We start from the raw sequence: 25,931 nt of genomic DNA, 5'->3' as shown, positions 1-25,931 counted from the left end.
CTCAAGCGGGTTGAGCGGCGTGCATCGCGGTCCATACGCGATGCGGCGTGGCGGGCATTTGCAGGTCCTTCACGCCGAGCGGCGCGAGCGCATCGAGAATCGCGTTGATGACGGCGGGTGGCGAGCCGATTGCGCCTGCTTCGCCGCAGCCCTTCACGCCGAGCGGGTTATGCGTGCAGGGCGTGCCCTTCGCGGTCTCCACATTGAAGCTCGGCAAGTCGATGGCGTGCGGCATCGCGTAGTCCATGAAGGAGCCGGAAAGCAACTGGCCGCTGTCCTTGTCGTACACGCAACGTTCGAGCATCGCCTGTCCGATGCCCTGGCCGAGCCCGCCGTGCACTTGTCCTTCGACGATCATCGGGTTGATCACGTTGCCGAAGTCGTCGACGGCGGTGAACTTCTGGATGCGCGTCTCGCCGGTGTCGCGATCGACCTCCACTTCGCAGACATACGCGCCGGACGGATACGTGAAGTTGGTCGGATCGTAGAACGCGTTCTCGTTGAGGCCCGGCTCCATCGTTTCGAGCGGGAAGTTGTGCGGCACATAGGCGGCGAGCGATACGTCCGCGAACGTCTTCGTTCTGTCCGTGCCCGCGACACGGAAAACGCCGTTGTTGAATTCGACGTCCTGCGGCGATGCTTCGAGCAGATGCGCGGCGATCTTCTTCGCCTTGGCTTCGATCTTGTCGAGCGCCTTCACGATGGCCGAACCGCCGACCGCCAGCGACCGCGATCCATACGTGCCCATGCCGAACGGAATGCGCCCCGTGTCGCCATGAATGATCTCGACGTTTTCGATCGCGATGCCGAGCCGGTCGGCCACGACCTGCGCGAAAGTGGTTTCGTGCCCCTGTCCGTGACTGTGCGAGCCGGTGAATACGGTGACGGAGCCGGTCGGATGCACGCGCACTTCGCCTGCTTCGAAGAGACCGGCGCGCGCCCCGAGCGCACCCGCGACATTCGACGGCGCAAGCCCGCACGCCTCGATGTAGCACGAATAGCCGATGCCGCGCAGCTTGCCCTGCTGCTTCGATTCCTCGCGGCGCTTCTCGAAACCCGCGACATCGGCCAGTTCCAGCGCGCGGTCGAGGATGGCGTCGTAATCGCCGGTGTCGTAGGTGAGACCGACCGGCGTCGCGTACGGAAATTCGCGGATGAAGTTGCGGCGGCGCAATTCGACCGGATCGATGTTCATCTCGCGCGCCGCCGTCTCGACGAGCCGCTCGACGACATACGTCGCTTCGGGACGGCCCGCGCCGCGGTAGGCATCGACGGGAACGGTGTTCGTGAAGACCGCCTTCACTTCGGCGTAGATCGCGGGCGTCGCGTACTGGCCGGCGAGCAGCGTCGCGTAGAGGATGGTTGGAATCGACGACGCGAACGTCGACAGGTACGCGCCCATGTTGGCGGTCGTGTGAACGCGCATCCCGAGAAACTTGCCGTCCTTGTCGAGTGCGAGTTCGGCCTTGGTGACGTGATCGCGGCCATGAGCGTCGGAAAGGAAGGCTTCGGAACGCTCCGCTGCCCACTTGATGGGACGCCCCACTTTCTTCGATGCCCACGTCAGCGCGACGTCCTCAGGATAGAGAAAGATTTTGGAGCCGAAGCCGCCACCGACATCCGGCGCAATCACGCGCAGCTTCGATTCCGGCAGCGACAGCACGAACGCCGCCATCAGCAATCGTTCGACGTGCGGATTCTGATTCGCGACGTACACCGTGTAGCTGTCGTCGTGCTTCGAGTAGCTCGCGTTGACGGCGCGCGGCTCGATGGCGTTCGGCACGAGGCGCTGATTGACGATATCGAGCGTCGTCACGTGTGCGGCCTGCGCGAAAGCGGCGTCGGTGCGCGCCTTGTCGCCGTGGCCCCAGTTGTAGCAGACGTTGCCCGGCACGGCGTCATGGACGAGCGGCTTGCCGGGATCGGCGGCGCTCGCGGTATCGACCACGGCGGGCAATTCTTCGTAGTCCACGGCGATCAGCTCGACCGCGTCTTTCGCTTCCTTCAGCGATTCCGCGACGACGAGCGCGACCTGATCGCCCACGTGCAGCGCCTTGTCGTGCGCGATGACGGGGTGCGGCGGCTCGTGCATCGGCGAGCCATCGGTGCTGTGGATGAGCCATCCGCACGGCAGGCCGCCGACGTTGTCAGCCGCAAGGTCTTTGCCCGTAAAAATGGCGATGACGCCGGGCGACGCCTTCGCCGCGTCGATGTCGATCGAGCGGATGCGCGCGTGCGCGTGCGGCGAGCGAAGGAACACGCCGTAGCTTTGCTGCGGCAGGACGACGTCGTCGGTGTACTGGCCGGCGCCCGTCAGGAAGCGATAGTCTTCCTTGCGCTTGACGCCAGCGCCGATCAGTTTCTGTTGTTCAGGTGCGTTCATCGCGGTCTCCTGTCCAGGCGCGATTCATCGGTCAGAAAGGGACGTCGCGTCAGGCGCGCGCCTTCATGTTTTGTGCGCCTTCGAGGACCGCTTTCACGATGTTGTGATAGCCGGTGCAGCGGCACAGATTGCCGTCGAGCTGTTCGCGCACTTCGTCTTCGGAGAGATCGGGCGAATCGGCGGCGAGCGCGCTCGCGGTCATCACCATGCCCGGCGTGCAGAAGCCGCATTGCAGGCCGTGACATTCCTTGAACGCCGCCTGCATCGGATGAAGCTGGCCGTCTTTCGACATGCCTTCGATGGTCGTCACTTCGAGGCCATCGGCCTGAGCGGCGAGGATGTTGCAGGACTTGATCGCACGGCCATCGAGATGCACGGTGCACGCGCCGCACTGCGCCGTGTCGCAGCCGACGTGTGTGCCGGTGAGCCTGAGATGTTCGCGGAGAAACTGGACGAGCAGAAGATGCGGTTCGACGTTTGCGGTCACCGGTTTCCCGTTGACCGTCAGACTGATGCTGAGCGGCATTGCTGTCTCCTTATTGGCCGGAGTGGGCGCTCGTTCGCGCCTTTCCGGTCCCATGCACGATATTGCCGGGGGATGGACCCGCCTCACGCCGCTCGCGCCATGCACCTCATCACGTCCTGAACCTGGCTTGGGCTAAGCGTCCAGCTGGGAATTCGTGTTGTGTGTCACGGCGAGTAAAGCACAAATCGACGGGCCTCGCTATTAGGCGCACGCCCGTGCATTCACCGGTTTCGTCGCGGGGCCGGCGCCCTGAAATGCAAAACGCCGCCCCGTGGGGCGGCGTTGTTCATCGATAGCGCGAGCCGTTCAGTGCGTCACGGTTTCGCGCTTCGGCGCCGGCGCGCGCTCGGCCGCGCGGCCCAGCGCCGAACGATGGCGCGAGTAGACGAAGTAGATCACCAGGCCGATCAGCAGCCACACGACGAACGCGATCCACGTCGCCTTTGCCAGATTGAACATCAGGAACAGGCACGACGCCACCGCGAGAATCGGCACCACCGGCACGCCCGGGCAGCGGAACGCGCGCGGCAGGTCGGGATGCGTGCGGCGCAGGATCAGCACGGCGATGGAGACCATCGAGAATGCCGCGAGCGTGCCGATGTTGATCAGCTCGGCCAGCACGTTGAGCGGCACCAGCGCGCCGATCAGCCCGAAGAAGATGCCGACGAGCCACGTCGTGAAGAACGGCGTCGCATAACGCGGATGCACGCTCGACAGCTTCGCGGGCAGCAGACCGTCGCGCGACATCGCATAGATGATGCGCGTCTGGCCGTAGCTCATCACCAGAATGACGGTGAGCATGCCGAGCACTGCACCGAGATCGATGAAACCCGCGACCCAGTTTTGTCCGGCCACTTGCAACGCATACGACACCGGATGCGAAATGCTTGCGAACTGCGCCGCCGGCACGATGCCGGTCACGACCGCCGCCACCGCCACGTACAGCACGGCGCAGACGGCCAGCGACGAAATGATGCCGATGGGCAGATCGCGTTTCGGATTCTTCACTTCTTCCGCCGCCGACGACACCGAGTCGAAGCCGATGAACGCGAAGAACATCACCGCCGCCGCGCCGAACACGCCCGACCAGCCGTTCGGCATGAACGGATGCCAGTTCGCCGGCGTGACGTGGAACACGCCGACCGCGATCACCAGCAGGACGACGGTCACCTTGATCGCGACCATGACGTTGTTGATCCGCGTGGATTCCTTCACGCCGATCGACAGCAGCCACGTGATGACCATCATCACGAGGAACGCGGGCAGGTTGAAGTACGTGACGTGGCCGGGCAACGCGCCGGGCGCGGCGGTCAGCACGGTTGGCAGGCTGATGCCGAAGCCGGAAAGCAGCGATTGCAGATAGCCCGACCATCCGACTGACACCGCGGACGTGGCGAGCCCGTACTCCAGCATCAGATCCCAGCCGATGATCCAGGCCGCGAGCTCGCCGAGCGTCGCGTAGGAGTAGGTGTAGATGGAGCCGGCGACGGGAATCGTCGATGAGAACTCGGCGTAGGCGAGGGCGGCGAAACAGCAGGCGATCGCTGCGACGAGGAACGACACCATGAGCGCCGGACCGGCTTGCACGGCGCCCGTGCCGGTGAGCACGAAGATGCCGGTGCCGATGATCGCTCCGATGCCGAGGAAGGTCAGATCGAGGGCACCGAGCGTTTTCTTGAGAGACGTGCTGTGCGCGCCAGCCAGCATGTGCTCGATGTTTTTCTTGCGGAACAACGACATTGCGATAAGTCTCCTTTCGGCGCTCGCGTGCGCCTTCCTTCGGGAAAACCCGATATTTTAGCGGAGTCGAGGAGAATGCCCGTCATTTGGGCGTCGTGCCCTTTTTTGGCGCGACTTTTTACAGATTTAACGCAATTGGATAAAACGACGGCTGTGCCGCTGTGGTCTCGCGGTATTGGCGGCGGCTATGCTGTGCCCAAGAAAATTCCAAGGAGACAAGGTATGGCGATTCGAATCGTGCGGCTCGGCTCACCGCGCGCGGACGACGAAGGCTTGCGTATCGGCACGGTTCGCCGTCCGCCGCGCGGCGTGCCCAAGTCCGAGTTCGCGAGCCGCGATTTCTATGACGTGTGGTATCCGAATCTGTCGCCGTCGGCCGAGTTGGTGGCCCAGGCGCTGCATGCGGAAAGCGACAAGGACTGGCGCGACTTCGTGAAGAAGTTCAAGGCGGCGATGGCGGAGCCGGACGCGAGCAAATCGCTGGATCTGCTGGCCGCGCTGTCGCATACGACAAATCTGTCGGTCGGGTGTTACTGCGAAAACGAGGCACGATGCCATCGGTCCGTGCTGCGGGAATTGTTGGAGAAGAGGGGAGCGGAGGTGATTTGAGGCAAGGGGGGCGAGAGACGCCTGCGGGCGGTTTGGTCGGCGTCGAAGTTGGACGGGGGCGGGCAGTGCGGCAGCATGGTCTTGCCGCCTGTCGCGAGCAGCCGCTGGCTCGGGCGGCCGGCGTCATCGAAGAATTTTTCGGTCAGCGTATTCGTGATCTGCTTCGCGACGCATTGAACGAGAATGCCGACGTTGAAGCGCGTTTCAATGCCGTTTGCCGTCGCCGTTCCCTTCCAGAGTTCGTTGCACGAGCGCAGGTCTAGCGTCGCTTTGGAGTCATTGGGAGATGTCGCACGGTTGCTTAACTCTGTTGTCTCCGCAGGACGGAGAAGCAAGCGATCGCTAAGCGATTCGACGGGGCGAGCAGGTTCGAACGGGCCTGGCAATCTTGGCGCGGGGCGGTGTGCCGACAAACAAAGGCCCGGGGACAATGTGCCGTCGAGCGGGACGGTTTCGCGCAGTCGAAGTGTGGAGACGCGCAGGGCAAAGAAAAAGGCCGGTTAGCTTTCGCTGAACCGGCCTTTCGAATTCTTTGGTGGGGCGTGAGTGACTCGAACACTCGACCTACGGATTAAGAGTCCGCTGCTCTACCAACTGAGCTAACGCCCCCAACAGAAGCGAAATTATAGCGGGAGTATTTCGAAAAGCGCAAGCGTCTATCGCAGAAAATTTACGCTGGCGAACGCCGCGCGGACCGCAGGGCACAAGCCCCGAGCCGGTATCATGACGCGTCCCCCAACCGCACAAAGCCAAAAGAAATGGACGAAGCCGCCATCCGCGCGTTGCTCAACGACATCCTCGCGCCGTGGGTCCGTGAGTTGTCGCTCGCGCCCGAATCGTTAGGCGATGACCGCGTCACCTTGCGTCTGCCGTACTCGGATCATTTGCGGCACGCGGGCGGCGTCATCTGCGGTCAGGTCTTCATGGCTGCCGCCGATACCGCGATGGTCGTCGCCATCTCGCACACCATGGGCGGCTTCTCGCCAATGACCACCGTCTCGCTCAACACCACGTTCATGCGTCCGGTCAAAACCGGCGACGTGCTGGTCACGGCGCGCGTCATGCGCCGGGGCCGCAATCTCGTGTTCGGCGAAATCGACATGCACGACGCCAACGGCGAACTCGCCGCCCACGCCACGACAACCTACGCACTCGTCAGCAAATAAATGTTCGATCAGGTCGTATTCGCCGGCGGCGGCAACCGCTGCTGGTGGCAAGCCGGTTTTTGGGACGTCATCCAGCCGGAATTGAGGCTCAAGCCGCGCATCATCGCGGGCATCTCGGCGGGCGCGGCCACCGCGTGCATGCTCTACACCAACGACGCGCGCTGGGTCATGAACTACTACGCGCAAGCCCTGCGCGGCAACACGAAGAACGCCTACTGGGGCAACCTGCTGCGCGGGCAGTCCGTCTTCCCGCACTACCGCATCTATCGCCAGGCACTGCTCGACATCTTCTCGGAGCGTTTCCATGAACTCGCTTCCGCGCCGGAGATACGGATCGGCGTGTCGCATCTTCCGCGCTGGCTCGGCGCGCGCAGCGCCGTCGCGGCCGGGCTGATCGCGTACAACATCGAGAAGTACGTGCGCAAGACACTGCATCCGACACTCGGTCAGGCGCTCGGCTTCCATCCCGAGTTCGTGAGGGCGCAGGAATGCGCGAGCATCGAAGACCTCGCGGACCTGATCCTGCAATCGTCGAGTACGCCGCCTTTCACGCCGATCCTCCGACGCAACGGCCGCCCCGTGCTCGATGGCGGCATGGTCGACAACGTACCGGTCTCCGCGCTCGATGCATCGCCGGGAACGGTGCTCGTCATGGTCACGCGGCTGTATTCACGCGAGCGCACGTTCGTCGTGCCGCACGGCGAGCAGCGGCGCATCTACGTGCAGCCGTCGCGCAAGGTGCCGATATCGAGCTGGGACTATACGAGCCCGTCCCAGATGCAGCATGCTTATGATCTGGGCCGCGCGGACGGCGAAGACTTTCTCGAGCGCCTTCCGCATCTGATGGATGCCGCATCGCACATTGCCTAGCGAGGCAAAAGGAGCGCGCCATGCCGAAGCAGCACACTTACGAACTCACCGTCGCATGGACGGGCAATCGCGGTTCCGGCACCTCCGCCTACGACGCCTACTCGCGCGACCACGTCGTACGCGTCGCGGGCAAGGCCGCGATCGAGGCATCGAGCGATCCCGCTTTTCGCGGCGATCCCACGCGCCACAATCCGGAGGAACTGTTCGTGGCGTCGCTGTCCTCGTGTCACATGCTGTGGTATCTGCACTTGTGCGCGGTCAACAAGATCGTCGTGACCGGCTATGTCGACGGGGCCATCGGCATCATGCAGGAGGACGCGAACGGAAGCGGCCGTTTCGCCGATGTGCTGCTGCGGCCGCGCGTGACCATCGGCGCGGGCGGCGACACGGCGCTCGCGACGCGCCTGCATGAAGAGGCGCACCGCTTCTGCTTCATCGCGAACTCGGTGAATTTTCCGGTGCGCTGCGAGCCGTCGATCGACGTATCGACGGCCTGACGCATCGACCGCTCAGCGGCGGCGCGCGTGCTGCAGCGCTTCGGGATTCGACACGCTCGACGTATCGCCGGCATCGAAGGCGAGGATGTTGCTGAACGCCGCGCTGAAGTAAAGCTCGTAGCTCTCGCGTTCCACATAGCCGATGTGCGGCGTGCAGATCACGTTTTCCATGCGCAACAGGCCGTAGCCCTGCAGGATCGGCTCGCTCTCGTAGACATCGACCGCGACCATCCCCGGCCGATTGTGATGCAGCGAGTTCAACAGCGCGTTCTCTTCGAGCAGCTCGGCGCGGCTCGTGTTGACGAAGAGCGCGGTCGGCTTCATGCGCATCAGATCTTCCGTCCGGACGATGCCGCGCGTCTCGTCGTTCATACGCAAATGTACGGTGAGCACGTCGCTCTGCTCGAAAAGTGCTTCGCGGGTTTCCGCAACGGCGAAGCCATCCTCGCGCGCCGCCGCCAGCGAGTGCTGGCGGCCGTGCACGAGCACGTTCATGCCGAACGCCTTGCCGTAGCCCGCCACCAACTGGCCGATCTTGCCGTAGCCCCAGATGCCGAGCGTCTGCCCGCGCAGCACCTGCCCGAGGCCGAAGTTCGGCGGCAGCGCCGACGTCTTCAGCCCCGACTGCTGCCACGCGCCCTGCTTCAGGTTCGCGACGTATTGCGGAATGCGACGCTGCGCCGCCATGATGAGCGCCCACGTCAGTTCGGCCGGCGCGACCGGCGATCCGGTGCCTTCCAGGACGGCGATGCCGCGTTCCGTACATGCGTCGATATCAATATGACCGCCGCCCGCGCGGCCCGTCTGGCTGATCATGCGCAGCTTCGGGCATTTATCGAGGAGTTGCGAACTGATGCGCGTGCGTTCGCGGATCAGCACGAGCGCATCGACTTCCGACAGTCTGCTAGCCAACTGTCCGAGTCCACGCACCGTGTTATTAAAGACTTTCACTTCGTGATCGTCGAGAAGATGGAAGCAGTCGAGTTTCCTTACGGCGTCCTGGTAGTCGTCGAGAATGGCGATTTTGATGGGCATTGATTGGCTTTTTGTAGGCATCGAACATGCTGCATTTTTGGTCCGGCTTGCGAAATAGAGCGGATTAACTTCGGGTAATTACCAAGAAAGCCGCACTAAACCGCAGGAACTGTAATCTCACTGCGCAGCATCAAAGCAGGGCTGCATGGCGGTGTTATGCTTGATTTCCTCGTTTCCGAGCAAATAACCCGCTCGAGAAACAAAAAAATGCGGCGCCATTGCGGAAAACACGGTAATCCGCAAGGGGACAGGCCGCTTAGTATCTCTTTTTAACAGTTTGTTCCTTAGCGACGCAAGCCGCCTGGCGCTGCGTCGCAGGGACCAGGCCCGATGACGCCGCAATCGGCAAAGGGAACCGTCTTTCGTGCGACGAATATCTTTTGAAATGCACGGCGGTTCCGGTCGCAATGCCTCTCGCATGCAGCGTCAGGGCTCACGGTTTTCATTGCAGAAACGGAGACAACTCGATGAACCAGCCCGCAGTAGCCGAAGAAAATAAAAACAACGTCGTCGACGTTCAGGCGCCGGCCTATGTCCGGCACCGACGATTGATCCAATGGGTTCAACGCGTCGCCGCGCTGACAAAACCCGATCGCGTCGTCTGGTGCGACGGCACGCAAGCCGAATACGACCGGCTCTGCGAACAGATGGTCGCCGCCGGCACGATGAAAAAGCTTAATCCCGCCAAACGCCCCAACTCCTTTCTGGCTTGCTCCGATCCCTCGGATGTGGCGCGCGTCGAAGACAGAACGTTTATCTGCTCGGAGCGCCCGGAAGATGCCGGCCCCACGAACAACTGGATCGACCCGCAGGAAATGCGCTCGACGCTCGACGGCCTCTTCGACGGCGCGATGCGCGGCCGCACGATGTACGTCGTGCCGTTCTCGATGGGCCCGCTCGGCTCGCCGATCGCGCATATCGGCGTGGAGTTGTCCGATAGCCCGTACGTCGTCACGAACATGCGGATCATGACGCGCATGGGCCGCGAGGTGTACGACGTCCTCGGCGAGGAAGGCGAGTTCGTGCCCTGCGTGCATTCGGTCGGCGCGCCGCTCGCCGATGGCCGCAAGGACGTGCCGTGGCCGTGCAACGACACGAAGTACATCGTGCATTTTCCGAAGACGCGGGAAATCTGGAGCTTCGGCTCGGGCTACGGCGGCAACGCGCTGCTCGGCAAGAAGTGCTTCGCGCTGCGCATTGCGTCGACCATGGGCCGCGACGAAGGCTGGCTCGCCGAACACATGCTGATTCTCGGCGTCACGTCGCCCGAGGGGCGCAAGCACCACGTCGCGGCGGCGTTTCCGTCGGCGTGCGGCAAGACCAACTTCGCGATGCTGATCCCGCCACAAGACCTGAACGGCTGGAAGGTGACGACGATCGGTGACGACATCGCGTGGATCAAGCCCGGCAAGGACGGCCGGCTGTACGCAATCAACCCGGAAGCCGGCTACTTCGGCGTCGCGCCGGGCACGAGCGAGAAGACCAACTTCAACGCGATGGCGACGCTCAAGGAAAACGTCATTTTCACGAACGTCGCGCTGACCGACGACGGCGACGTCTGGTGGGAAGGCATGACGGACACGCCGCCCGCGCATCTGATCGACTGGCAGGGTCGCGACTGGACGCCCGAGCTCGCCAAGGAGACCGGCGCGAAGGCCGCGCATCCGAACGCGCGTTTCACGGCGCCGGCATCGCAATGTCCGTCGATCGATCCGGACTGGGAGAACCCGGCGGGCGTGCCGATCGATGCGTTCATCTTCGGCGGACGCCGTTCGACGACCGTGCCGCTCGTCACCGAGGCGCGCGACTGGAAGGAAGGCGTCTACATGGCCGCGACGATGGGCTCCGAAACCACGGCCGCCGCCGCGGGGCAACAGGGCGTCGTGCGCCGTGATCCCTTCGCGATGCTGCCGTTCTGCGGCTACAACATGAGTGACTATTTCGGCCACTGGCTGAAGATCGGCGAGCGCCTCGAAGCGCTCAACGCGAAGGCGCCGAAGTTCTTCTGCGTGAACTGGTTCCGCAAGGGCGACGACGGCAAGTTCGTGTGGCCGGGCTTCGGCGAAAACATGCGCGTGCTGAACTGGATGGTCGGCCGCATCGAAGGCACGGCGAGCGGCGAGGAACACGCGTTCGGCATTTCGCCGCGCTACGAGGACATCGACTGGGGCGGGCTGAACTTCACGCGCGACCAGTTCGAGCAGGTCATCTCGGTCAACGACGCCGCGTGGCGCGACGAACTCGCGCTGCACGACGAGCTGTTCACCCGTCTGCAGCAAGGGCTGCCTGACGCGCTGCCGGAAGCCAAGGCCGGCATGGAGAAGCGGCTCGCGGCCTGATTCGCGGCCGCTTCACATCGCCCGGCGGTCGACACCGCCGGGCAAAGTTCGAAACGTGCGGGCGGGAGTGTCTCTTTCCCCGCCGGCCGCCCTTCGCCCACGAATTTTTTCGAAAAGGCAACCGCCAACCGCAACTTCTGCACGATTTCCTCAGTCCTAGGATAATTCTGAATTGCCTTGCAGCAGAATTGAGAGCCGCCTGGCGGCAGGAGTTGTCCCATGGATCATTTGCAGTCGATGAGAGTGTTCGTCCGCGTGGCCGATCTCGGCAGTTTTGCCAGGGCCGCGAGCGCGATGGATATCTCGAACGCGGTCGCGACGCGGCACGTCGCGGATCTCGAAAGCCGCCTCGGCACGCGCCTGCTCAATCGCACCACGCGCAGTCTGTCGCTCACGGAGTCGGGTCAGGTTTATCTCGAGCGTGCGCGCCAGATTCTCGATGAACTCGAAGATGTCGAACAGATGGTCGTCGCGCGCAATCACGAGCCGCTCGGCTCACTGCGTATCGTCGCGCCGGTCGTGTTCGGGCTGCACAATCTCGCGCCGGTATTGCAGACCTACGCGCAGCGCTATCCGAAAGTCATTCCCGATGTGACGCTCGTGGACCGCCAGGTCGATCTGGTGGAGGAAGGGTTCGATGTCGGCATCGTCATCGCGAGGCAGGTGAAGAGCGCGAGCGTCGTCACGCGGCGGCTGACGACCGGCTGCATGACCGTCTGCGCGACGCCGGCATATCTGGAAAAGCGTGGCTCGCCGACGCGTCCCGAGCATCTGCTGGAACATCCGTGCCTTAGCCTGCCGTCCGAATATTGGGGCGACGAACGCGTGTTTACCGGCCCCGAGGGCGAAGTGCGCGTGCGGCCGTCGAACGTGATCATCGCGAACAATACGGAGATGCTGCGGCAGTTTGCGCTGCTGGGCATGGGCATCGCGATTCTGCCTAGCTATCTGATCGGCAACGATATGAAGCGCGGCCAGCTCGTGCGCCTGCTGAGCGACTATCAGTTGCCGCAGGTCGAAATCAACGTCGCGTATCCGAGCCGGCGGCATTTGCCGGCGAAGGTGCGGACCTTCATCGATCACCTCGTCGAGCATTTCAGCCAGACGCCGAATCATCAGCTTGGCGAACAATGGATCCGCGATGGCATGGGCAAGCCCGTCGCGGCTGGCGCGCAGCCGCACTACGAATCCGCCGATGAACCGCAAGCGCCGCCGCCCGCGCCGCGCTCGCGTTCGATCGATGGTGAGTTGGGGCCGAAGCTGTCGAAGCCGTCGCGAACGAGAGGGCGCGTGCCGGCGGCATCGCCGTTCTAAGTTCTGTTGGACTGGCAGCATGAGAAGGCCCGGGAGATTTCGTTTCCCGGGCTTTTTGCTTTTTAGCGAGCGTCGCGTTCCGCTGGCATAAAAAAGCCCGCGAATCGCTTCGCGGGCCTGGTGCTTCCTCATTTCGGCGTTTAGCGCGCCGGCGCGAGTTATCCCGCCTTCCGCGCCGCAGTCTTCTTGACGGCGGCCTTCTTCGCTGGCGCTTTCTTCGCCGCGACGGTCTTCGTCGCGGCTTTGGCGCGCGTCGTCTTTGCGGCTACGGCGACGTCGCTATCGCCTTCGTCGGCGTTATCGGTCTGCGGCTCGGCAGCCGCGCCGCGCTTGGCCGCCGTTTTCGCGCCCGGCTTGGCTTCCTTCTTTTCGAATTCGAAGCCGATCTTGCCGTCCGGCTGCTTGACGAGGAACGCCTTGAAGTTGCGCCCGGTCCGTGACGACTTGAAGTTCGTCAGCAAGTCCGTGCGGCCGCCGTTCAGCAGCTTTTCCATCTGCTCGCGCCCGATTTCCTGCTGCAGGATGACCTTGCCCGAGCGGAAATCGCACGTCTTCGGATTCGCGACGGAGTTCTCGCAGACATAGCTCATGCCGTGCTCGAACACGCGCGACTGGCACTTCGGACACGCGCCGACCGGCGTCTGCTCGGAGAAGTCGGGCGGCTCGCCATCTTCGCCGCCGGTGTCCTGGCCGAAGTCGAATTCGAGCTTGAAGTTCTTGATTTCGTCGTCGAAGGAGAGCTTCAGGATGGCCGAGAACGGACGTCCCATCTTGCTGCGGAAACCCGACAGCGGGCCGATGGTTTTTTCGCGCAGCAGTTCTTCCACTTCCGGAATTTCGAATTGACGTCCGCCCGGAATCTTCGAGATCGAAAACTCGCACTTCGTACACGCGAACCGGCGATAGTTCTCCTTCACCTGTGCGCCGCAATTCGGGCACGGCGTTTCGAGCGTCGCGTAATCGCCGGGGATGGTGTCGGAGTCGTACTCTTTCGCGCGCTTCACGATGGTCTGCGTCATGCGCGCGATTTCCTGCATGAACGCATCGCGATGCAGGTTGCCGCGCTCCATCTGCGACAGCTTGTGTTCCCACTGGCCGGTCAGTTCCGGCGCGGTCAGTTCCTCGACGCCCAGGCCGCGCAGCAGCGTCATCAACTGGAACGCCTTGGCCGTCGGGATCAGTTCGCGGCCCTCGCGGACCATGTACTTCTCGCCGAGCAACCCTTCGATGATCGCGGCGCGCGTCGCCGGCGTGCCGAGACCTTTCGCGGCCATCGCGTCGCGCAGTTCTTCGTCTTCGACGAGCTTGCCCGCACCTTCCATCGCCGAGAGCAGCGACGCTTCGTTGTAGCGCGCGGGCGGCTTGGTCACGAGCGCCTGCGCGGCGACCTTGTCGACGTCGACCTTTTCGCCCTTCTGCACCGGCACGAGGTTGCCGTCTTCGCCCGCAGCCTCGCGGCCATAGACCTGGAGCCAGCCCGGTTCGACCAGCACCTTGCCTTCGGTCTTGAAGTGATGCCCCGCGACTTCGGTGATGCGCGTCGTCACCAGATATTCCGCAGCCGGGAAGAACACCGACAGGAAGCGCTTGACGACGAGGTCATACAGCTTCTGCTCCGGCTCCGACAGCGCCTTCGGCGCCTGCAGCGTCGGGATGATGGCGAAGTGATCGCTGATCTTCGAATTGTCGAAGATGCGCTTGTTCGGCTTGACCCAGCCCTTGTCGAGCACCTGCTTGGCGAACGGCAGGTAGTTGTTGCTCTCTTTCAGCATGGTCAGCGTGTCCTTGACCGTGCCGAGATAGTCTTCCGGCAGCGCACGGGCATCGGTACGCGGGTAGGTCAGGACCTTGTGCTTTTCGTACAGCGCCTGCGCCAGGCCGAGCGTATTCTTCGCCGAGAAGCCAAAGCGGCTGTTCGCTTCGCGCTGCAGGCTCGTCAGGTCGAAGAGCAGCGGCGACATTTGCGTGGACGGCTTCGATTCCTCGGTGACGATGCCGGACTTGCCCCGACACGCCGCCACCACCGATTCCGCCGCCGCGAGACTCCAGAGGCGCGAGTCGCGCTGCTCCGGATCGTTCTCGACGCGCTTGAATTTCGGGTCGTACCAGCGGCCCTCGTAGATGCCCTTCGCGGCCACGAACTCGGCGCGCACTTCCCAATAGTCGCGCGGCACGAAGCGGCGAATCTTTTCTTCCCGTTCGACAACGATCGACAACGTTGGCGTCTGAACGCGGCCAACGGTCGTCAGGAAGAAACCGCCGCCCTTGCTGTTGAACGCGGTCATCGCACGCGTGCCGTTGATGCCGACGAGCCAGTCAGCTTCAGAACGGCAGCGGGCGGCGTCGGCGAGCGGCTGCATGTCGGCGTCGCTGCGCAGATGCGCGAAGCCTTCGCGGATGGCGGCGGGCGTCATCGACTGGAGCCAGAGGCGCTGAACGGGCTGCTTCGCCTTCGCGTGCTGTGCGATCAGGCGGAAAATCAGCTCGCCCTCACGCCCCGCGTCACATGCGTTGATGAGCCGGTCGATGTCCTTGCGTTTCAGCAGTTTCGTCAAGACCTTCAGCCGCGATTCGCTCTTCGCAATCGGGTTCAGATCGAAATGCGGCGGAATGACGGGCAGGTTCGCGAAGCTCCATTTACCGCGCTTGACGTCGTATTCCTCGGGCGCGGCGATCTCCAGCAGGTGGCCGACCGCGGACGAGAGAACGTACTCGTCGCTCTCGTAGTACTCGTCATGCTTCGTGAAGCCGCCCAGCGCGCGCGCGATGTCGTTCGCGACGGAGGGCTTCTCAGCGATGATCAGGGCTTTGGACATGACTCAATATGGTTGTGGTCTGGCAGCGGCCCCGTTTGGACCGCATAACGACCGCTTTATAGCACAGGCTTTGCGCGATGCGCGCCGCGGCTGCGATTAGGACGCGCGCCGAACCGGCGGTTTCCGACCGTTTCGACGCCCGTAATGCCCCGGTTTTGTCTACGCCGTAGCAAGCGCCGGGCGCAGCTTCGGTGCGCCTGCCATGTTGGGCAGCGCGGTCAGGTCGGTGAGCATCCGCTCGACGATCGACACCTGCGGCAGCACCGTGCCAAAGAAGCGCGTCGTGATCGAATCTTCGATCAGGATGGTCGGGAAATTCTCGACATCGAGGTCGTCGAAACGGTCCGCATGATTCTCGATATCGATCCACGCGAAGCAGATGTCCGGATGCGCGGCGGCAAGCCTGTCGAATCCTTCGCGATACTCCCGGCACGTTCCGCACCACTCCGCGCACAGGCATGCCACGAACAGCGTGCCGGGCTCGGCGACGCGCTCGGCGATCTGATCGGCATCGGTGTCGAGATTGAGCGCGGACATGGCGTTTGCAGAATCCTTCGTGGGGCAGGGCGTGACGGGCTAATTTCCCGCGAATGTAGCACGAGGCGACTTCACGAGCGTTCGAGCGGGGCATAGCGGCCGCCAGGCAGCGCGGTCGCCACGCCCGCCAGTTCGAGCTGAAGCAGCGCCGCCTGAATCGCGGCTCCGTGCAGATCGGTCCGCGCAGCGAGAATTTCAAGCGTCGCCGGCGCGTGACCGAGCGCGGCAAGCACGCGTTCGGCGTCGGCGGACGGTTGAGCCTCGGGCAGCCGCGCCGACGCCCACGACGCGCTGGACGGCCCGGGCTGCGGGTTCGCCGTGCGATGGCTTCCGCGTCTGCGCGCTGACGGGAAACCGAACTCTTCGAGCACGTCTTCGGGCGACTCGACGAGCTTCGCCCCTTGCTTGATGAGGCGATGGCATCCCTGCGACAGAGGCGCGTGAATCGACCCTGGAATCGCAAAGACGTCCCGCCCCATTTCGTTGGCCAGCCGCGCGGTGATCAGCGATCCGGAGCGCATCGCCGCTTCCACGATCAGCACGCCGCCCGACAACCCAGCGATCAGCCGGTTGCGCTGCGGAAAGTTCGCGGACCGCGCAGGCGTGCCGAGCGGCCATTCCGACACGATCGCGCCGTCGCGGGCAATCTCATGCGCGAGCGTATGGTTCTGCGCCGGATAGACGAGATCCGCGCCCGTGCCGATGACGGCGATCGTTCCCCCGCGACCGTCGAGCGCCCCGCGATGCGCGGCGGCGTCGATGCCGAGCGCCATCCCCGACACGACCGCCAGCCCCGCGTCCGACAGCGACCGCGCAAAGCGGCGCGCGTCCTCCGCGCCTTGCGGCGAAGCGTGCCGGCTGCCGACGATCGCCACGGCGCGCGCCTGGAGCACCTCGGGCCGGCCTATCGCGTAGAGCAGCGGCGGCGGATCGGGCATGGTCAGCAGGGCTTGCGGATAGTCCGTGTCTGCGAGCGTGAGTATCCGGTTGCCGGGCTCGGACGACCAATCGCGCACTCGTTCAATATAGTCATCGAAAGAGACGCCTTCGATATCGCCGGGCGGCGCGACGACGGCTTTCGCCGCGTTTTCGTCGGCGACCTGTGCGATCGAGGCGAAACTCTCAGACAGCACTTCCAGCGGCCCGCCGAACGCGCCGAGCAGCGTGCGCAACGCCAGCGGACGGAGGCCCCTCGCATGCGCGAGGCGCAACCACGCGCGCAGTTCTTCTCCCCCGGCATCGGACGGCGGCGCGGCGGTTTCGGGAGCTGCGGTATCGGTCGGCAGGGTAGCGGTCGTCATGTTAAGATTTTTGATCCCGTACATATTAAGAATCGTCGCCCGGCCGCGCTTGCAGTCCGTAGCGACGCTGTCTGGCCGCTTGCCGGCGGCGTTGAATCCCGTGGATTCGCCCGCATATCTTCGGCATGCCGCCACCCATCCGCAACCTGGCCGAATGGCCGACTTCACACGCGTCGCGGCGCGCGTAGACAATCCGAATCATGGCTCTGCTCAACATACTCAACTACCCGGACAAGCGGCTGAACAAGGTGGCGAAGCCTGTCGCCGTGGTGGACGACCGCATCCGAAAGCTCGTCGCGGACATGGCCGAGACCATGTATGCCGCGCCCGGCGTTGGCCTCGCGGCGACGCAAGTGGACGTGCACGAGCGCGTGATCGTCATCGACGTGTCGGACACGCACGACCAGCTGATGGTGTTCATCAACCCGGAAATCGTCTGGGCTAGCGAAGTCAAGAAGGAGTGGGAAGAGGGCTGCCTGTCGGTGCCGGGCATCTACGATTTCGTCGAGCGTCCCGACAAGGTTCGCGTCAAGGCGCTGAACGAAAAGGGCGAGACCTTCGAACTGGATTGCGACGATCTGCTCGCGGTCTGCATCCAGCACGAGATGGATCATCTGGCGGGGCACGTGTTCGTCGAATATCTGTCGTCGCTCAAGCAGACGCGCATTCGCGGCAAGATGAAGAAGCTGGAAAAGGCGCTCTGAGGCGCACCGGAATCACGTTTTCTGCAGGCACGCCTGAAGGTAGCTTTCATCGATGACTCAATCGCTGCGCGTCGTTTTCGCCGGCACGCCTGAATTCGCCGCCGCCGCGCTCGCCGCCATTCATGCGGCCGGCTTTCAGGTTCCGCTCGTCCTGACCCAGCCGGACCGGCCCGCCGGACGCGGCATGAAGCTGACCGCGAGCCCGGTCAAACGCTTCGCGCTCGAACACGGATTGGCGGTCGCACAGCCGACATCGCTGCGGCGCGCGGGCAAGTATCCGCAGGAAGCGGCCGACGCCATCGACCTGCTGCGCGCCACGCCGCACGATGTCATGGTCGTGGCCGCTTACGGGCTGATTCTTCCGCAGGAAGTGCTCGACATTCCCCCGCGCGGCGCGATCAACATCCACGCTTCGTTGCTGCCGCGCTGGCGCGGAGCCGCGCCGATTCACCGCGCAATCGAAGCTGGCGACACGGAAACCGGCATTACGCTGATGCAGATGGACGCCGGCCTCGACACCGGCGCGATGATCCGCGAAGCGCGCACCAACATCGATCCCGACGACACCACCGCCACGCTGCACGACAGGCTCGCGCAAATGGGCGCGAACCTGATCGTCGCGGCATTGCGCGACCTGGAACGCGACGGCTCGCTTCCGTCGGTACCCCAGCCCGACGACGGCACGACGTACGCCGAAAAGATCGCCAAGCACGAAGCGGCGCTCGACTGGCGCCGGCCAGCGGAGGCACTCGTCCGGCAGGTGCGGGCCTTCGATCCGTTCCCGGGTGCGGTTGGCACGCTCGACGATGCCGCCATCAAGATCTGGGCGGCCCAGGCTCTGAGCGGCGTGACGGGCGAGCCGGGCGTGATCGTGGACGTATCGCCGGAAGGGGTCGTCGTCGCGTGCGGCGACGGCGCGCTCAGGCTGACGCAGTTGCAGAAGCCCGGCGGCAAGCGTCTGCCGGTGCGCGAATTCCTCGCCGGCGCGCCTTTGTCGAAAGGACAGCGGTTCACCGTTCACGGCGACAAGCGCGGCTTAGAATAAAGAGATCGATCACAAGCCCGTCTGGAGGCTTCTCATGCTTGGCATCACCGGTTTCGCGTTCTTTCTCGTCGCCGTCTTCCTGCTCAACGTCACGCCGGGACCGGATACCGCTTACATCGTCGGGCGCAGCGTCGCGCAGGGCCGGGGCGCGGGCATCGTCTCCGCGCTCGGCATCTCGGCGGGCTGCATCGTGCATACGCTCGCTTGCGCGTTCGGGCTGACGGCGATTCTCGCGGCATCCGCGACGGCGTTCACCGTCGTCAAGATCGCGGGCGCGATTTATCTAATCTATCTGGGCGTGCGGCTCATCTTCGCGAAACACGAGCGACGTCTCGAATGCCCAGGCCAGCGCGAAGTCCGCGCCGAAGTCGCTTCGGCAACTTTTCACGCAGGGCTTCGTCACCAACGTGCTGAATCCGAAGGTGGTGCTGTTCTTCGTCTCCTTCTTCCCGCAGTTCGTCGCCGCCGACAGCCAGCACAAGACGCTCGCGTTTCTCACGCTCGGCCTCGTGTTCATCGCGATGAGCACGGTCTGGAACAGCTTCGTCGCGTGGATCGCGGGCAGCGTCACCGAGCGGTTCTCCGGTAAGCCGGGCGTGAAGAGGTGGCTGGATCGCGGCGTCGGCGGTGCGTTCGTCGGCCTCGGAATCAAACTGGCGACATCGCACAGATAGTTGAATTATTTGCGTATGACCCTATCTAACATTTTGCTTACAATGGCTGGCCCCGTCGTCTAACCGGGCCCACCGCGCAAATTGCGCCTCGTATTAGGGAGAAGGAGTTCCGCATATGTTCAACTGGGTCAAAACCGCGATGCTGATGGCAGCGATCACGGCCCTTTTCGTCGTGATCGGCGGCATGATCGGCGGATCGAAGGGCATGATGATCGCGCTGCTCATCGCGCTAGGCATGAATTTTTTCTCGTACTGGTTCTCGGACAAGATGGTTCTGCGCATGTACAACGCGCAGGAAGTCGACGAAACCACTGCGCCGCAGTTTTACCGCATGGTGCGCGAGCTCGCCACGCGCGCTCAATTGCCGATGCCGCGCGTCTATCTGATCAACGAAGACGCGCCGAACGCGTTCGCCACGGGCCGCAATCCCGAGCACGCGGCGGTGGCGGCGACCACCGGCATCCTGCGCGTGCTGTCCGAGCGTGAATTGCGCGGCGTGATGGCGCACGAACTGGCGCACGTGAAGCATCGCGACATTCTCATCTCGACGATTTCGGCGACGATGGCCGGCGCAATCTCCGCGCTCGCCAACTTCGCGATGTTCTTCGGCGGACGCGATGACGAAGGCCGTCCTTCGAACCCGATCGCGAGCATCGCGGTGGCGATTCTCGCGCCGATCGCCGGTGCGTTGATCCAGATGGCGATTTCCCGCGCCCGCGAATTCGAAGCGGACCGCGGCGGCGCGCAGATTTCGGGCGATCCGCAGGCGCTCGCGAGCGCGCTGGAAAAGATCCACGCGTATGCGTCGGGGGTGCCGTTCCCGGCGGCCGAAGCGCATCCGGCCACGGCGCAAATGATGATCATGAATCCGCTGTCGGGCGGAAGCATCGCGAACTGGTTCTCGACGCACCCGGCGACCGAAGAGCGCGTCGCGCGGTTGATGGAGATGGCGCGCACCGGCCGGATGTAATCCACCGAGCGGCGGTTCGAAAGGCCGTCCCGAGTGATCGGGGCGGCTTTTTTTGTCTGGCGTCCATCCGTGATGCCCGTCCCCGTTGCCCGCACGACCGGAGCCCGTTTCCTCGCACGTTACAATCCTCGTTTGCGCAAGCCTAACCCACCCTACATGACCGACAAGCCTTCCCGGCGGCACGACGCCGCGCCTCAGCCGCCGCGCGGGCCGTCCCGCATGAGTGCGCCGCAGCTCGCGCCCGATTCGCTCGCGTTCGCGCTCGATTGCGCGGCGCATGCCGTCGGCGCGGTGCGCGCGGGGTCGGCTCTGCCCGCCGCGATCCAGACGGTCGTCGCGTCAGGCAAGCATCCGGGGGCGCGCGGCGCGATTCAGGACATCGCGTATCGCACGATGCGCCGCCTGGCGCTGGCCGATGCGCTGCTGCACAAGCTCGTCCGCAAAGCGCCGCCGCCGCACGTCGGCAACGTTCTGACGTGCGCGTTCGCGCTGCTCACCGACGACCAGGCGCACGCCGCGTACGCGCCGTTCACCGTCGTCGATCAGGCCGTGAGCGCAATCGCCGCGCGTCGCGAATTCGCGTTCGCGAAGGGACTCGTGAACGCGGTGCTGCGCAACTTCCTGCGCGAACGCGACGCGCTCATCGACGAGGCGATCAAGAGCCCCGTCGCGCGGTGGAACTATCCGCAATGGTGGATCGACGCTGTCCGGCGCGCCGAGCCGCAAGCGTGGGAGCACATTCTGGAAGCGGGCAACGCGCAAGGTCCGCTTACGCTGCGCGTGAACGCGCGGCACACGACTATCGAGGCTTACCTCGATCGCCTGAAGTCCGAGCACATCGATGCGCAAGCGGCCGGCCTGCACGCGGTGCGCCTGAAAACGCCGATGCCCGTCGATCGCATTCCCGGCTTCGCGCAAGGCGAAGTGTCGGTGCAGGACGCGGGTGCGCAACTCGCGGCCCAATGGCTCGACGCCCGTGACGGCATGCGCGTGCTCGATGCGTGCGCCGCGCCCGGCGGCAAGACCGGACACATCCTCGAACTTGCGCAAGTCGATCTCGTCGCGCTCGAAAGCGACGCCGACCGCGCGAGCCGCATCGGACAGAATCTCGAGCGCCTGAAGCTCTCGGCAGACGTTCGCGTCGGCGATGCCGGCGACCCTTCGCCCTGGTTCGACGGCGCGCCCTTCGATCGCATTCTCGCGGACGTGCCGTGCTCGGCGTCGGGCATCGTGCGGCGTCATCCGGACATTCGCTGGCTGCGCAGGCCATCGGATATCCCGGCGCTCGTCGACGAACAAAGACGTATTCTCTCGGCGCTGTGGCCGCTCGTCGCAAAGGGCGGCGAACTGCTTTACGTGACGTGCTCGATCTTCCCAGAGGAGGGCGAAGAGCAGGCCCGCTGGTTTGAAGCGACCCATGAAGATGCGGTACGATTGGACGCGCCGGGGCAACTGCTGCCGACGGCGGCGCGCGCGAGCGCGAGTGCGGTGCAAGCGTCACCGGACGAAACATCCATCGAACGCCACGGTCCGGGCGATGCAGAGGGCGGAAGCACGCCATCGAACCGGAACGCGGACGTCATCGCGGACCACGACGGATTCTTCTACGCGCGCTTTCAGAAACGGTGACGATAAAACGCATTCTTCCGCTTCGGCTCGCGGCCGTCATCTGGACTGCGCTGGCGCTCTGGCTGAGCTTCGCCGCAGTGCAACCCGCGCTCGCCGAAACGATCTCCGTGCAGCGCGCGTCGTTGCAGGCGGACAATACCGGCTGGAGTCTCGATGCGCATTTCGACTTCGATCTCAACAGCAGTCTCGAAGAAGCCGTGAATCGCAGCGTGCCGCTCTACTTCACCATCGACTTCGCGCTGTCGCGGCCGCGCTGGTACTGGTTCGACGAAGAGCCGGTCAACGTGTCGCAAAGCATCCGCCTGTCGTATCAACCGCTGACGAACGAATACCGCGTGTCGACGGGCGGCCTGCAGTTGCGCTTTGCATCGCTCAACGAAGCGTTGGCGGTCATCAAGCATGTCGCGTCGTGGCATGTAATCGACCGCAATCAGGTGCATAGCGGAGAAACGTATAACGCATCGGTGCGGATGCAGCTCGACATCGCGCTGATGCCCAAGCCGTTCCAGATCGACGCGGTCAATAACCGCGACTGGAACCTTTCCTCGGACTGGAAGCGATTCACTTTTACGGCGGCGGAACGTGCGAAATAGATTTCGACGCGGCCGCACGGACATGAAGAGTCTTGTCGTTCGGCTGCTAGTTTCGACAGTTGCGCTCACGGCGGTTCTGCTGCTCGTGATGCTCGCGCTCGCGAGCGCGAATACGGAGTTCTTCGACCGCTACTACGGCTGGCTGTATGCCGCGAACGTGGTGGTAGCCTGCGTGTTCATGCTGATCGTCATCGGCCTCACGCTGATCATCGTGTCGCGCGTGAGGCAGGGGCGCTTCGGCACGCGGCTGCTCGCCAAGCTCGCGCTGATCTTCGCGCTCGTCGGCGTGCTGCCGGGCGCGATCATCTACGTCGTGTCGTATCAGTTCGTGTCGCGAAGCATCGAATCCTGGTTCGATGTGAACGTCGAGACCGCGCTCACGTCCGGCCTGACGCTCGGGCGCGGCATGCTCGAAACTTCGCTCGCCGATTTCAAGAACCGCGGCCGTCAGATGAGCGATCAGCTGGCAAGCGCCGATCCGTCGAGCCTCACACTCTCGCTTCTGCGTCTGCGCGATCAATACGGCGTGCAGGATGCCGTCGTGTTCGAGCGTCCGCGCGATCAATACAATCGCGAGGACCTCAACGCGGGCGGCGGGTCGCTGCGCGTGCCCGGCTTGCGGACCATCGCGCAGGCTTCGGGCAACATCTATGCGCTGCTGCCGACGAACGAACCCAACGGCGCAATGCTGAAGGCGGCGCAGGATCGTCCGTTCGGCGCGATAGAAGGCGAGATAGACGGCGATCCGTCATCGAACGGGCCGAAGGGCGCGCTTCGTCTGCGCGTCATCACCAAGATTCCCGACCCGACGACGACTACGGAATTCCAGCACGTCGATCGCTTCCTGCAGATCGAACAGCCCGTGAGCCAGGAGCTCGCGCGCAATGCGGATGCGGTTCAGCGCGCGTATCGCGAGTACCAGGAGAAGCGGCTCGGGCGCACCGGCTTGCGGAAGATGTATATCGGCACGCTGACGCTCGCGCTCTTCCTGGCGACGTTCATCGCGATGATGCTCGCGCTCGCGCTCGGCAATCAGCTTGCGCGGCCGTTGTTCCTGCTCGCGCAGGGCACGAAGGAAGTGGCCGAAGGCGATTACACGCCTAAACGCGAGATCAATTCGCGCGACGAGCTAGGCTTTCTCACGCAGTCTTTCAACGCAATGACGCGCCAGCTATCCGAAGCGCGGGCGGCGGTCGAGAACAACCGCATCGCGCTGGAACATTCGAAGGCGTATCTCGAAAGCATTCTCGCGAACCTGACGGCGGGCGTCTTCGTGTTCGACCGGCAATTCCGGCTGACGACGGCCAATCGCGGCGCGGCGCGCATCTTCCGCCAGCCGTTCGGCGCGCTCATCAATCAGCCGCTCGACAGCATCGACGTACTCGCCGATTTCGGCGCGATGGTGAAGAAAGCATTCGCCGAGCGCGACGCGGCGGCGGTCGGCAGCGGTCATCCGGCGGGGGATCGCGGGCACTGGCAGCAGCAGGTCGCGGTGACGGTGCCGGGCGAGAACGATCCGCTGACTTTGCTCGTGCGCGGCACGCAATTGCTGGTGAGCACCGAAAGCGATACTGAAGACGCCGAAACGACCGGCTATGTCGTCGTGTTCGACGATATCTCGGACGTCATCTCCGCGCAGCGTTCTGTCGCATGGGGCGAAGTGGCGCGGCGTCTCGCGCACGAGATCAAGAATCCGCTCACGCCCATTCAGCTTTCCGCCGAGCGCCTGCAGATGAAGCTCGCGGACAAGCTCGCGCCGCAGGACGCGGACGTGCTCAAGCGCGCATCGACGACCATCGTCAATCAGGTTCAGGCGATGAAGCGCATGGTCGACGACTTCCGCGAGTACGCGCGCACGCCGCCGGCGGTGCTCGCGACCTTGCAGTTGAACGATCTGGTCGGCGAAGTGCTGACGCTATACGGCATCGAGGAAGGCAAGAGCCCGATCAAGGTCGATCTCGCGAAACTGCCGGTCATACGCGGCGACGCGACGCAGATTCGGCAGGTCATCCATAACCTGCTGCAGAACGCGCAGGACGCCGTCGCTGAAGTACCCGAGCCGCGCGTGCTGCTTGAAACGAGGACAGTAGAATATGGCGAACCGGATGCGTCGGGGCATGCGCGCGTTGCGGTTCGGCTCACGGTATCCGATAACGGCGCGGGCTTTCCGGCGCGCATTCTGTCGCGCGCTTTCGAGCCTTACGTGACGACGAAGGCGAAGGGCACGGGTCTGGGACTTGCAACGGTGAAGAAGATCGTCGACGAGCACGGCGCGCGCATCGACATTCGAAACCGGTCCAGGACGGGCGACGTCGTGGAAGGCGCGCAAGTCTCGATTCTGTTCCTTCAACTCGCGGACGAAACCGCCGCCGATGGTGCGACGCCTTCCTCCGCGACCGCCGCGAAACACGGAACGACAAAAGCAACAGTGCAGACAAGGGCAGCTTAAATGGCAACCATCCTGGTGGTAGACGATGAAATGGGGATCCGGGAACTGCTCTCCGAGATCCTGAGCGACGAGGGCCACGTGGTGGACGTGGCGGAGAACGCGCAGCACGCGCGCGAGTACCGCCTGCAGCAGACGCCCGACCTCGTCCTGCTCGACATCTGGATGCCCGACACCGACGGCGTCACGCTTCTGAAGGAGTGGGCCGCGCAGGGCAAGCTCACGATGCCGGTCATCATGATGTCGGGTCACGCGACCATCGACACGGCGGTCGAGGCGACGAAGATCGGCGCGCTCAACTTTCTGGAAAAACCCATTGCGCTGCAGAAGCTGCTGAAGGCGGTCGAGCAAGGGCTGGCGCATGGCACGGCCGCGCCGGCCGCCGCCGCTGCGCTGAAGCCGGCGATGAATGCGGGCGTGTCGAACGTGCCGATCGCGGCTGCGTTGCCGAGCGCTTCCGCGCTGAACGCGTCGTCCGGCGATGCCGGCGCGGGCGGCGCGGCGCCGGGGCACGCGGGGCAGACGGCATCGATCTCGTTCGACATCCCGCTGCGCGATGCGCGCGATGCGTTCGAGCGCGCGTACTTCGAATATCACCTTGCGCGCGAGAACGGCAGCATGACGCGCGTCGCGGAAAAGACGGGGCTGGAGCGCACGCATTTGTATCGCAAGCTCAAGCAGCTGGGCGTCGATCTCGGAAAGAACAAGAACGAGGTTTGAGCCGCGCTAGCAAGCCG

Annotated in this window: 21 protein-coding genes, 1 tRNA gene and 1 pseudogene; 14 read left to right on the top strand and 9 right to left on the bottom strand. The window is 64.1% G+C overall.

Annotated features, from left to right (window positions below):
* Position 1: 1 nt before the first annotated feature.
* The 3 genes from AB6804_RS09045 to AB6804_RS09035 form a co-directional block, all read right to left on the bottom strand.
* Positions 2-2,383, bottom strand: a complete 2,382-nt coding sequence (locus tag AB6804_RS09045; RefSeq protein WP_035968536.1) for a xanthine dehydrogenase family protein molybdopterin-binding subunit — start codon at positions 2,381-2,383, stop codon at positions 2-4.
* Positions 2,384-2,432: 49 nt separating this feature from the next.
* Entirely contained in the window at positions 2,433-2,909 is a 477-nt protein-coding gene (locus AB6804_RS09040) for a (2Fe-2S)-binding protein (RefSeq protein ID WP_370886162.1), read from the bottom strand.
* 306 nt (positions 2,910-3,215) lie between these two features.
* Positions 3,216-4,649: an amino acid permease gene (locus AB6804_RS09035; protein WP_370886161.1), complete on the bottom strand. Its 1,434-nt coding sequence runs from the start codon at positions 4,647-4,649 to the stop codon at positions 3,216-3,218.
* A 222-nt stretch (positions 4,650-4,871) separates the two neighbouring features.
* Between AB6804_RS09035 and AB6804_RS09030 the strand changes: the two genes are divergently transcribed.
* Positions 4,872-5,258, top strand: a complete 387-nt coding sequence (locus AB6804_RS09030; protein WP_370886276.1) for a DUF488 domain-containing protein — start codon at positions 4,872-4,874, stop codon at positions 5,256-5,258.
* Here the strand turns inward: AB6804_RS09030 and AB6804_RS09025 are convergent.
* Entirely contained in the window at positions 5,180-5,593 is a 414-nt protein-coding gene (locus AB6804_RS09025) for a GNA1162 family protein (protein WP_370886275.1), read from the bottom strand. The two genes, AB6804_RS09030 and AB6804_RS09025, sit on opposite strands and share 79 nt — an antisense overlap.
* Before the next feature lie 198 nt (positions 5,594-5,791).
* Positions 5,792-5,867: transfer RNA gene (locus AB6804_RS09020), tRNA-Lys, on the bottom strand.
* 149 nt (positions 5,868-6,016) lie between these two features.
* Between AB6804_RS09020 and AB6804_RS09015 the strand changes: the two genes are divergently transcribed.
* The 3 genes from AB6804_RS09015 to AB6804_RS09005 are packed head-to-tail and all read left to right on the top strand — an operon-like array spanning position 6,017 to position 7,791.
* Positions 6,017-6,424: a PaaI family thioesterase gene (locus AB6804_RS09015; RefSeq protein ID WP_370886160.1), complete on the top strand. Its 408-nt coding sequence runs from the start codon at positions 6,017-6,019 to the stop codon at positions 6,422-6,424.
* Entirely contained in the window at positions 6,425-7,294 is an 870-nt protein-coding gene (locus tag AB6804_RS09010) for a patatin-like phospholipase family protein (RefSeq protein ID WP_370886159.1), read from the top strand. It abuts the gene before it with no gap.
* Between the two features lie 20 nt (positions 7,295-7,314).
* Complete coding sequence (locus AB6804_RS09005; protein WP_035968552.1) at positions 7,315-7,791, top strand: OsmC family protein; 477 nt, start codon at positions 7,315-7,317, stop codon at positions 7,789-7,791.
* Positions 7,792-7,803: 12 nt separating this feature from the next.
* On the opposite strand, the gene AB6804_RS09000 is transcribed toward AB6804_RS09005, so the two are convergent.
* Positions 7,804-8,820: a D-2-hydroxyacid dehydrogenase family protein gene (locus AB6804_RS09000; protein ID WP_370886274.1), complete on the bottom strand. Its 1,017-nt coding sequence runs from the start codon at positions 8,818-8,820 to the stop codon at positions 7,804-7,806.
* A 473-nt stretch (positions 8,821-9,293) separates the two neighbouring features.
* Between AB6804_RS09000 and AB6804_RS08995 the strand changes: the two genes are divergently transcribed.
* Together AB6804_RS08995 and AB6804_RS08990 are read left to right on the top strand one after the other, a co-directional pair.
* Entirely contained in the window at positions 9,294-11,165 is a 1,872-nt protein-coding gene (locus tag AB6804_RS08995; protein WP_370886158.1) for a phosphoenolpyruvate carboxykinase (GTP), read from the top strand.
* 219 nt (positions 11,166-11,384) lie between these two features.
* Positions 11,385-12,479, top strand: coding sequence for a LysR family transcriptional regulator (locus AB6804_RS08990; RefSeq protein ID WP_370886157.1), 1,095 nt, complete (start codon positions 11,385-11,387; stop codon positions 12,477-12,479).
* Between the two features lie 158 nt (positions 12,480-12,637).
* Here AB6804_RS08990 and AB6804_RS08985 read toward each other — a convergent pair whose 3' ends face one another.
* The 3 genes from AB6804_RS08985 to dprA form a co-directional block, all read right to left on the bottom strand.
* Positions 12,638-15,295: a DNA topoisomerase III gene (locus tag AB6804_RS08985; RefSeq protein WP_370886156.1), complete on the bottom strand. Its 2,658-nt coding sequence runs from the start codon at positions 15,293-15,295 to the stop codon at positions 12,638-12,640.
* A gap of 159 nt (positions 15,296-15,454) precedes the next feature.
* Entirely contained in the window at positions 15,455-15,832 is a 378-nt protein-coding gene (locus AB6804_RS08980) for a thioredoxin family protein (RefSeq protein ID WP_035968560.1), read from the bottom strand.
* 71 nt (positions 15,833-15,903) lie between these two features.
* Entirely contained in the window at positions 15,904-17,133 is a 1,230-nt protein-coding gene (gene dprA, locus AB6804_RS08975; RefSeq protein WP_370886155.1) for a DNA-processing protein DprA, read from the bottom strand.
* Positions 17,134-17,333: 200 nt separating this feature from the next.
* Between dprA and def the strand changes: the two genes are divergently transcribed.
* The 8 genes and pseudogenes from def to esaR all read left to right on the top strand — a co-directional run bounded on the left by def (position 17,334) and on the right by esaR (position 25,914).
* Positions 17,334-17,837, top strand: a complete 504-nt coding sequence (def, locus tag AB6804_RS08970) for a peptide deformylase (RefSeq protein ID WP_035968561.1) — start codon at positions 17,334-17,336, stop codon at positions 17,835-17,837.
* Between the two features lie 52 nt (positions 17,838-17,889).
* A complete protein-coding gene (gene fmt, locus AB6804_RS08965) occupies positions 17,890-18,882 on the top strand; it encodes a methionyl-tRNA formyltransferase (RefSeq protein WP_370886154.1) in 993 nt (330 codons plus the stop codon).
* 34 nt (positions 18,883-18,916) lie between these two features.
* A pseudogene (locus AB6804_RS08960) lies at positions 18,917-19,556 on the top strand (LysE family translocator).
* A gap of 115 nt (positions 19,557-19,671) precedes the next feature.
* The gene (gene htpX / locus AB6804_RS08955) at positions 19,672-20,526 is read left to right on the top strand and encodes a zinc metalloprotease HtpX (RefSeq protein ID WP_370886153.1); all 855 of its coding nucleotides are present in this window, start codon (positions 19,672-19,674) and stop codon (positions 20,524-20,526) included.
* A gap of 156 nt (positions 20,527-20,682) precedes the next feature.
* Positions 20,683-22,155 (top strand): 16S rRNA (cytosine(967)-C(5))-methyltransferase RsmB, encoded by a 1,473-nt coding sequence (rsmB, locus tag AB6804_RS08950; protein WP_370886152.1) that lies wholly within the window; start codon positions 20,683-20,685, stop codon positions 22,153-22,155.
* On the top strand, positions 22,152-22,748 hold the full coding sequence (locus AB6804_RS08945; protein WP_370886151.1) for a DUF4390 domain-containing protein: 597 nt from the start codon (positions 22,152-22,154) through the stop codon (positions 22,746-22,748). Before rsmB ends, AB6804_RS08945 begins: the two co-directional genes overlap by 4 nt.
* 22 nt (positions 22,749-22,770) lie before the next feature.
* Positions 22,771-25,197 carry a PAS domain-containing sensor histidine kinase gene (locus AB6804_RS08940; protein ID WP_370886150.1) on the top strand — a complete coding sequence of 809 codons (2,427 nt, stop codon included), beginning with the start codon at positions 22,771-22,773 and terminating at the stop codon, positions 25,195-25,197.
* Entirely contained in the window at positions 25,198-25,914 is a 717-nt protein-coding gene (gene esaR, locus AB6804_RS08935; RefSeq protein ID WP_370886149.1) for a response regulator transcription factor EsaR, read from the top strand.
* The last annotated feature ends 17 nt before the right edge of the window (positions 25,915-25,931 follow it).

This window comes from Caballeronia sp. RCC_10 (assembly GCF_041360715.1).
GTDB lineage: Bacteria > Pseudomonadota > Gammaproteobacteria > Burkholderiales > Burkholderiaceae > Caballeronia > Caballeronia grimmiae.
The sequence above is the reverse complement of the archived record's forward strand: the minus strand, read 5'-3'. Positions and strand labels throughout refer to the sequence as shown.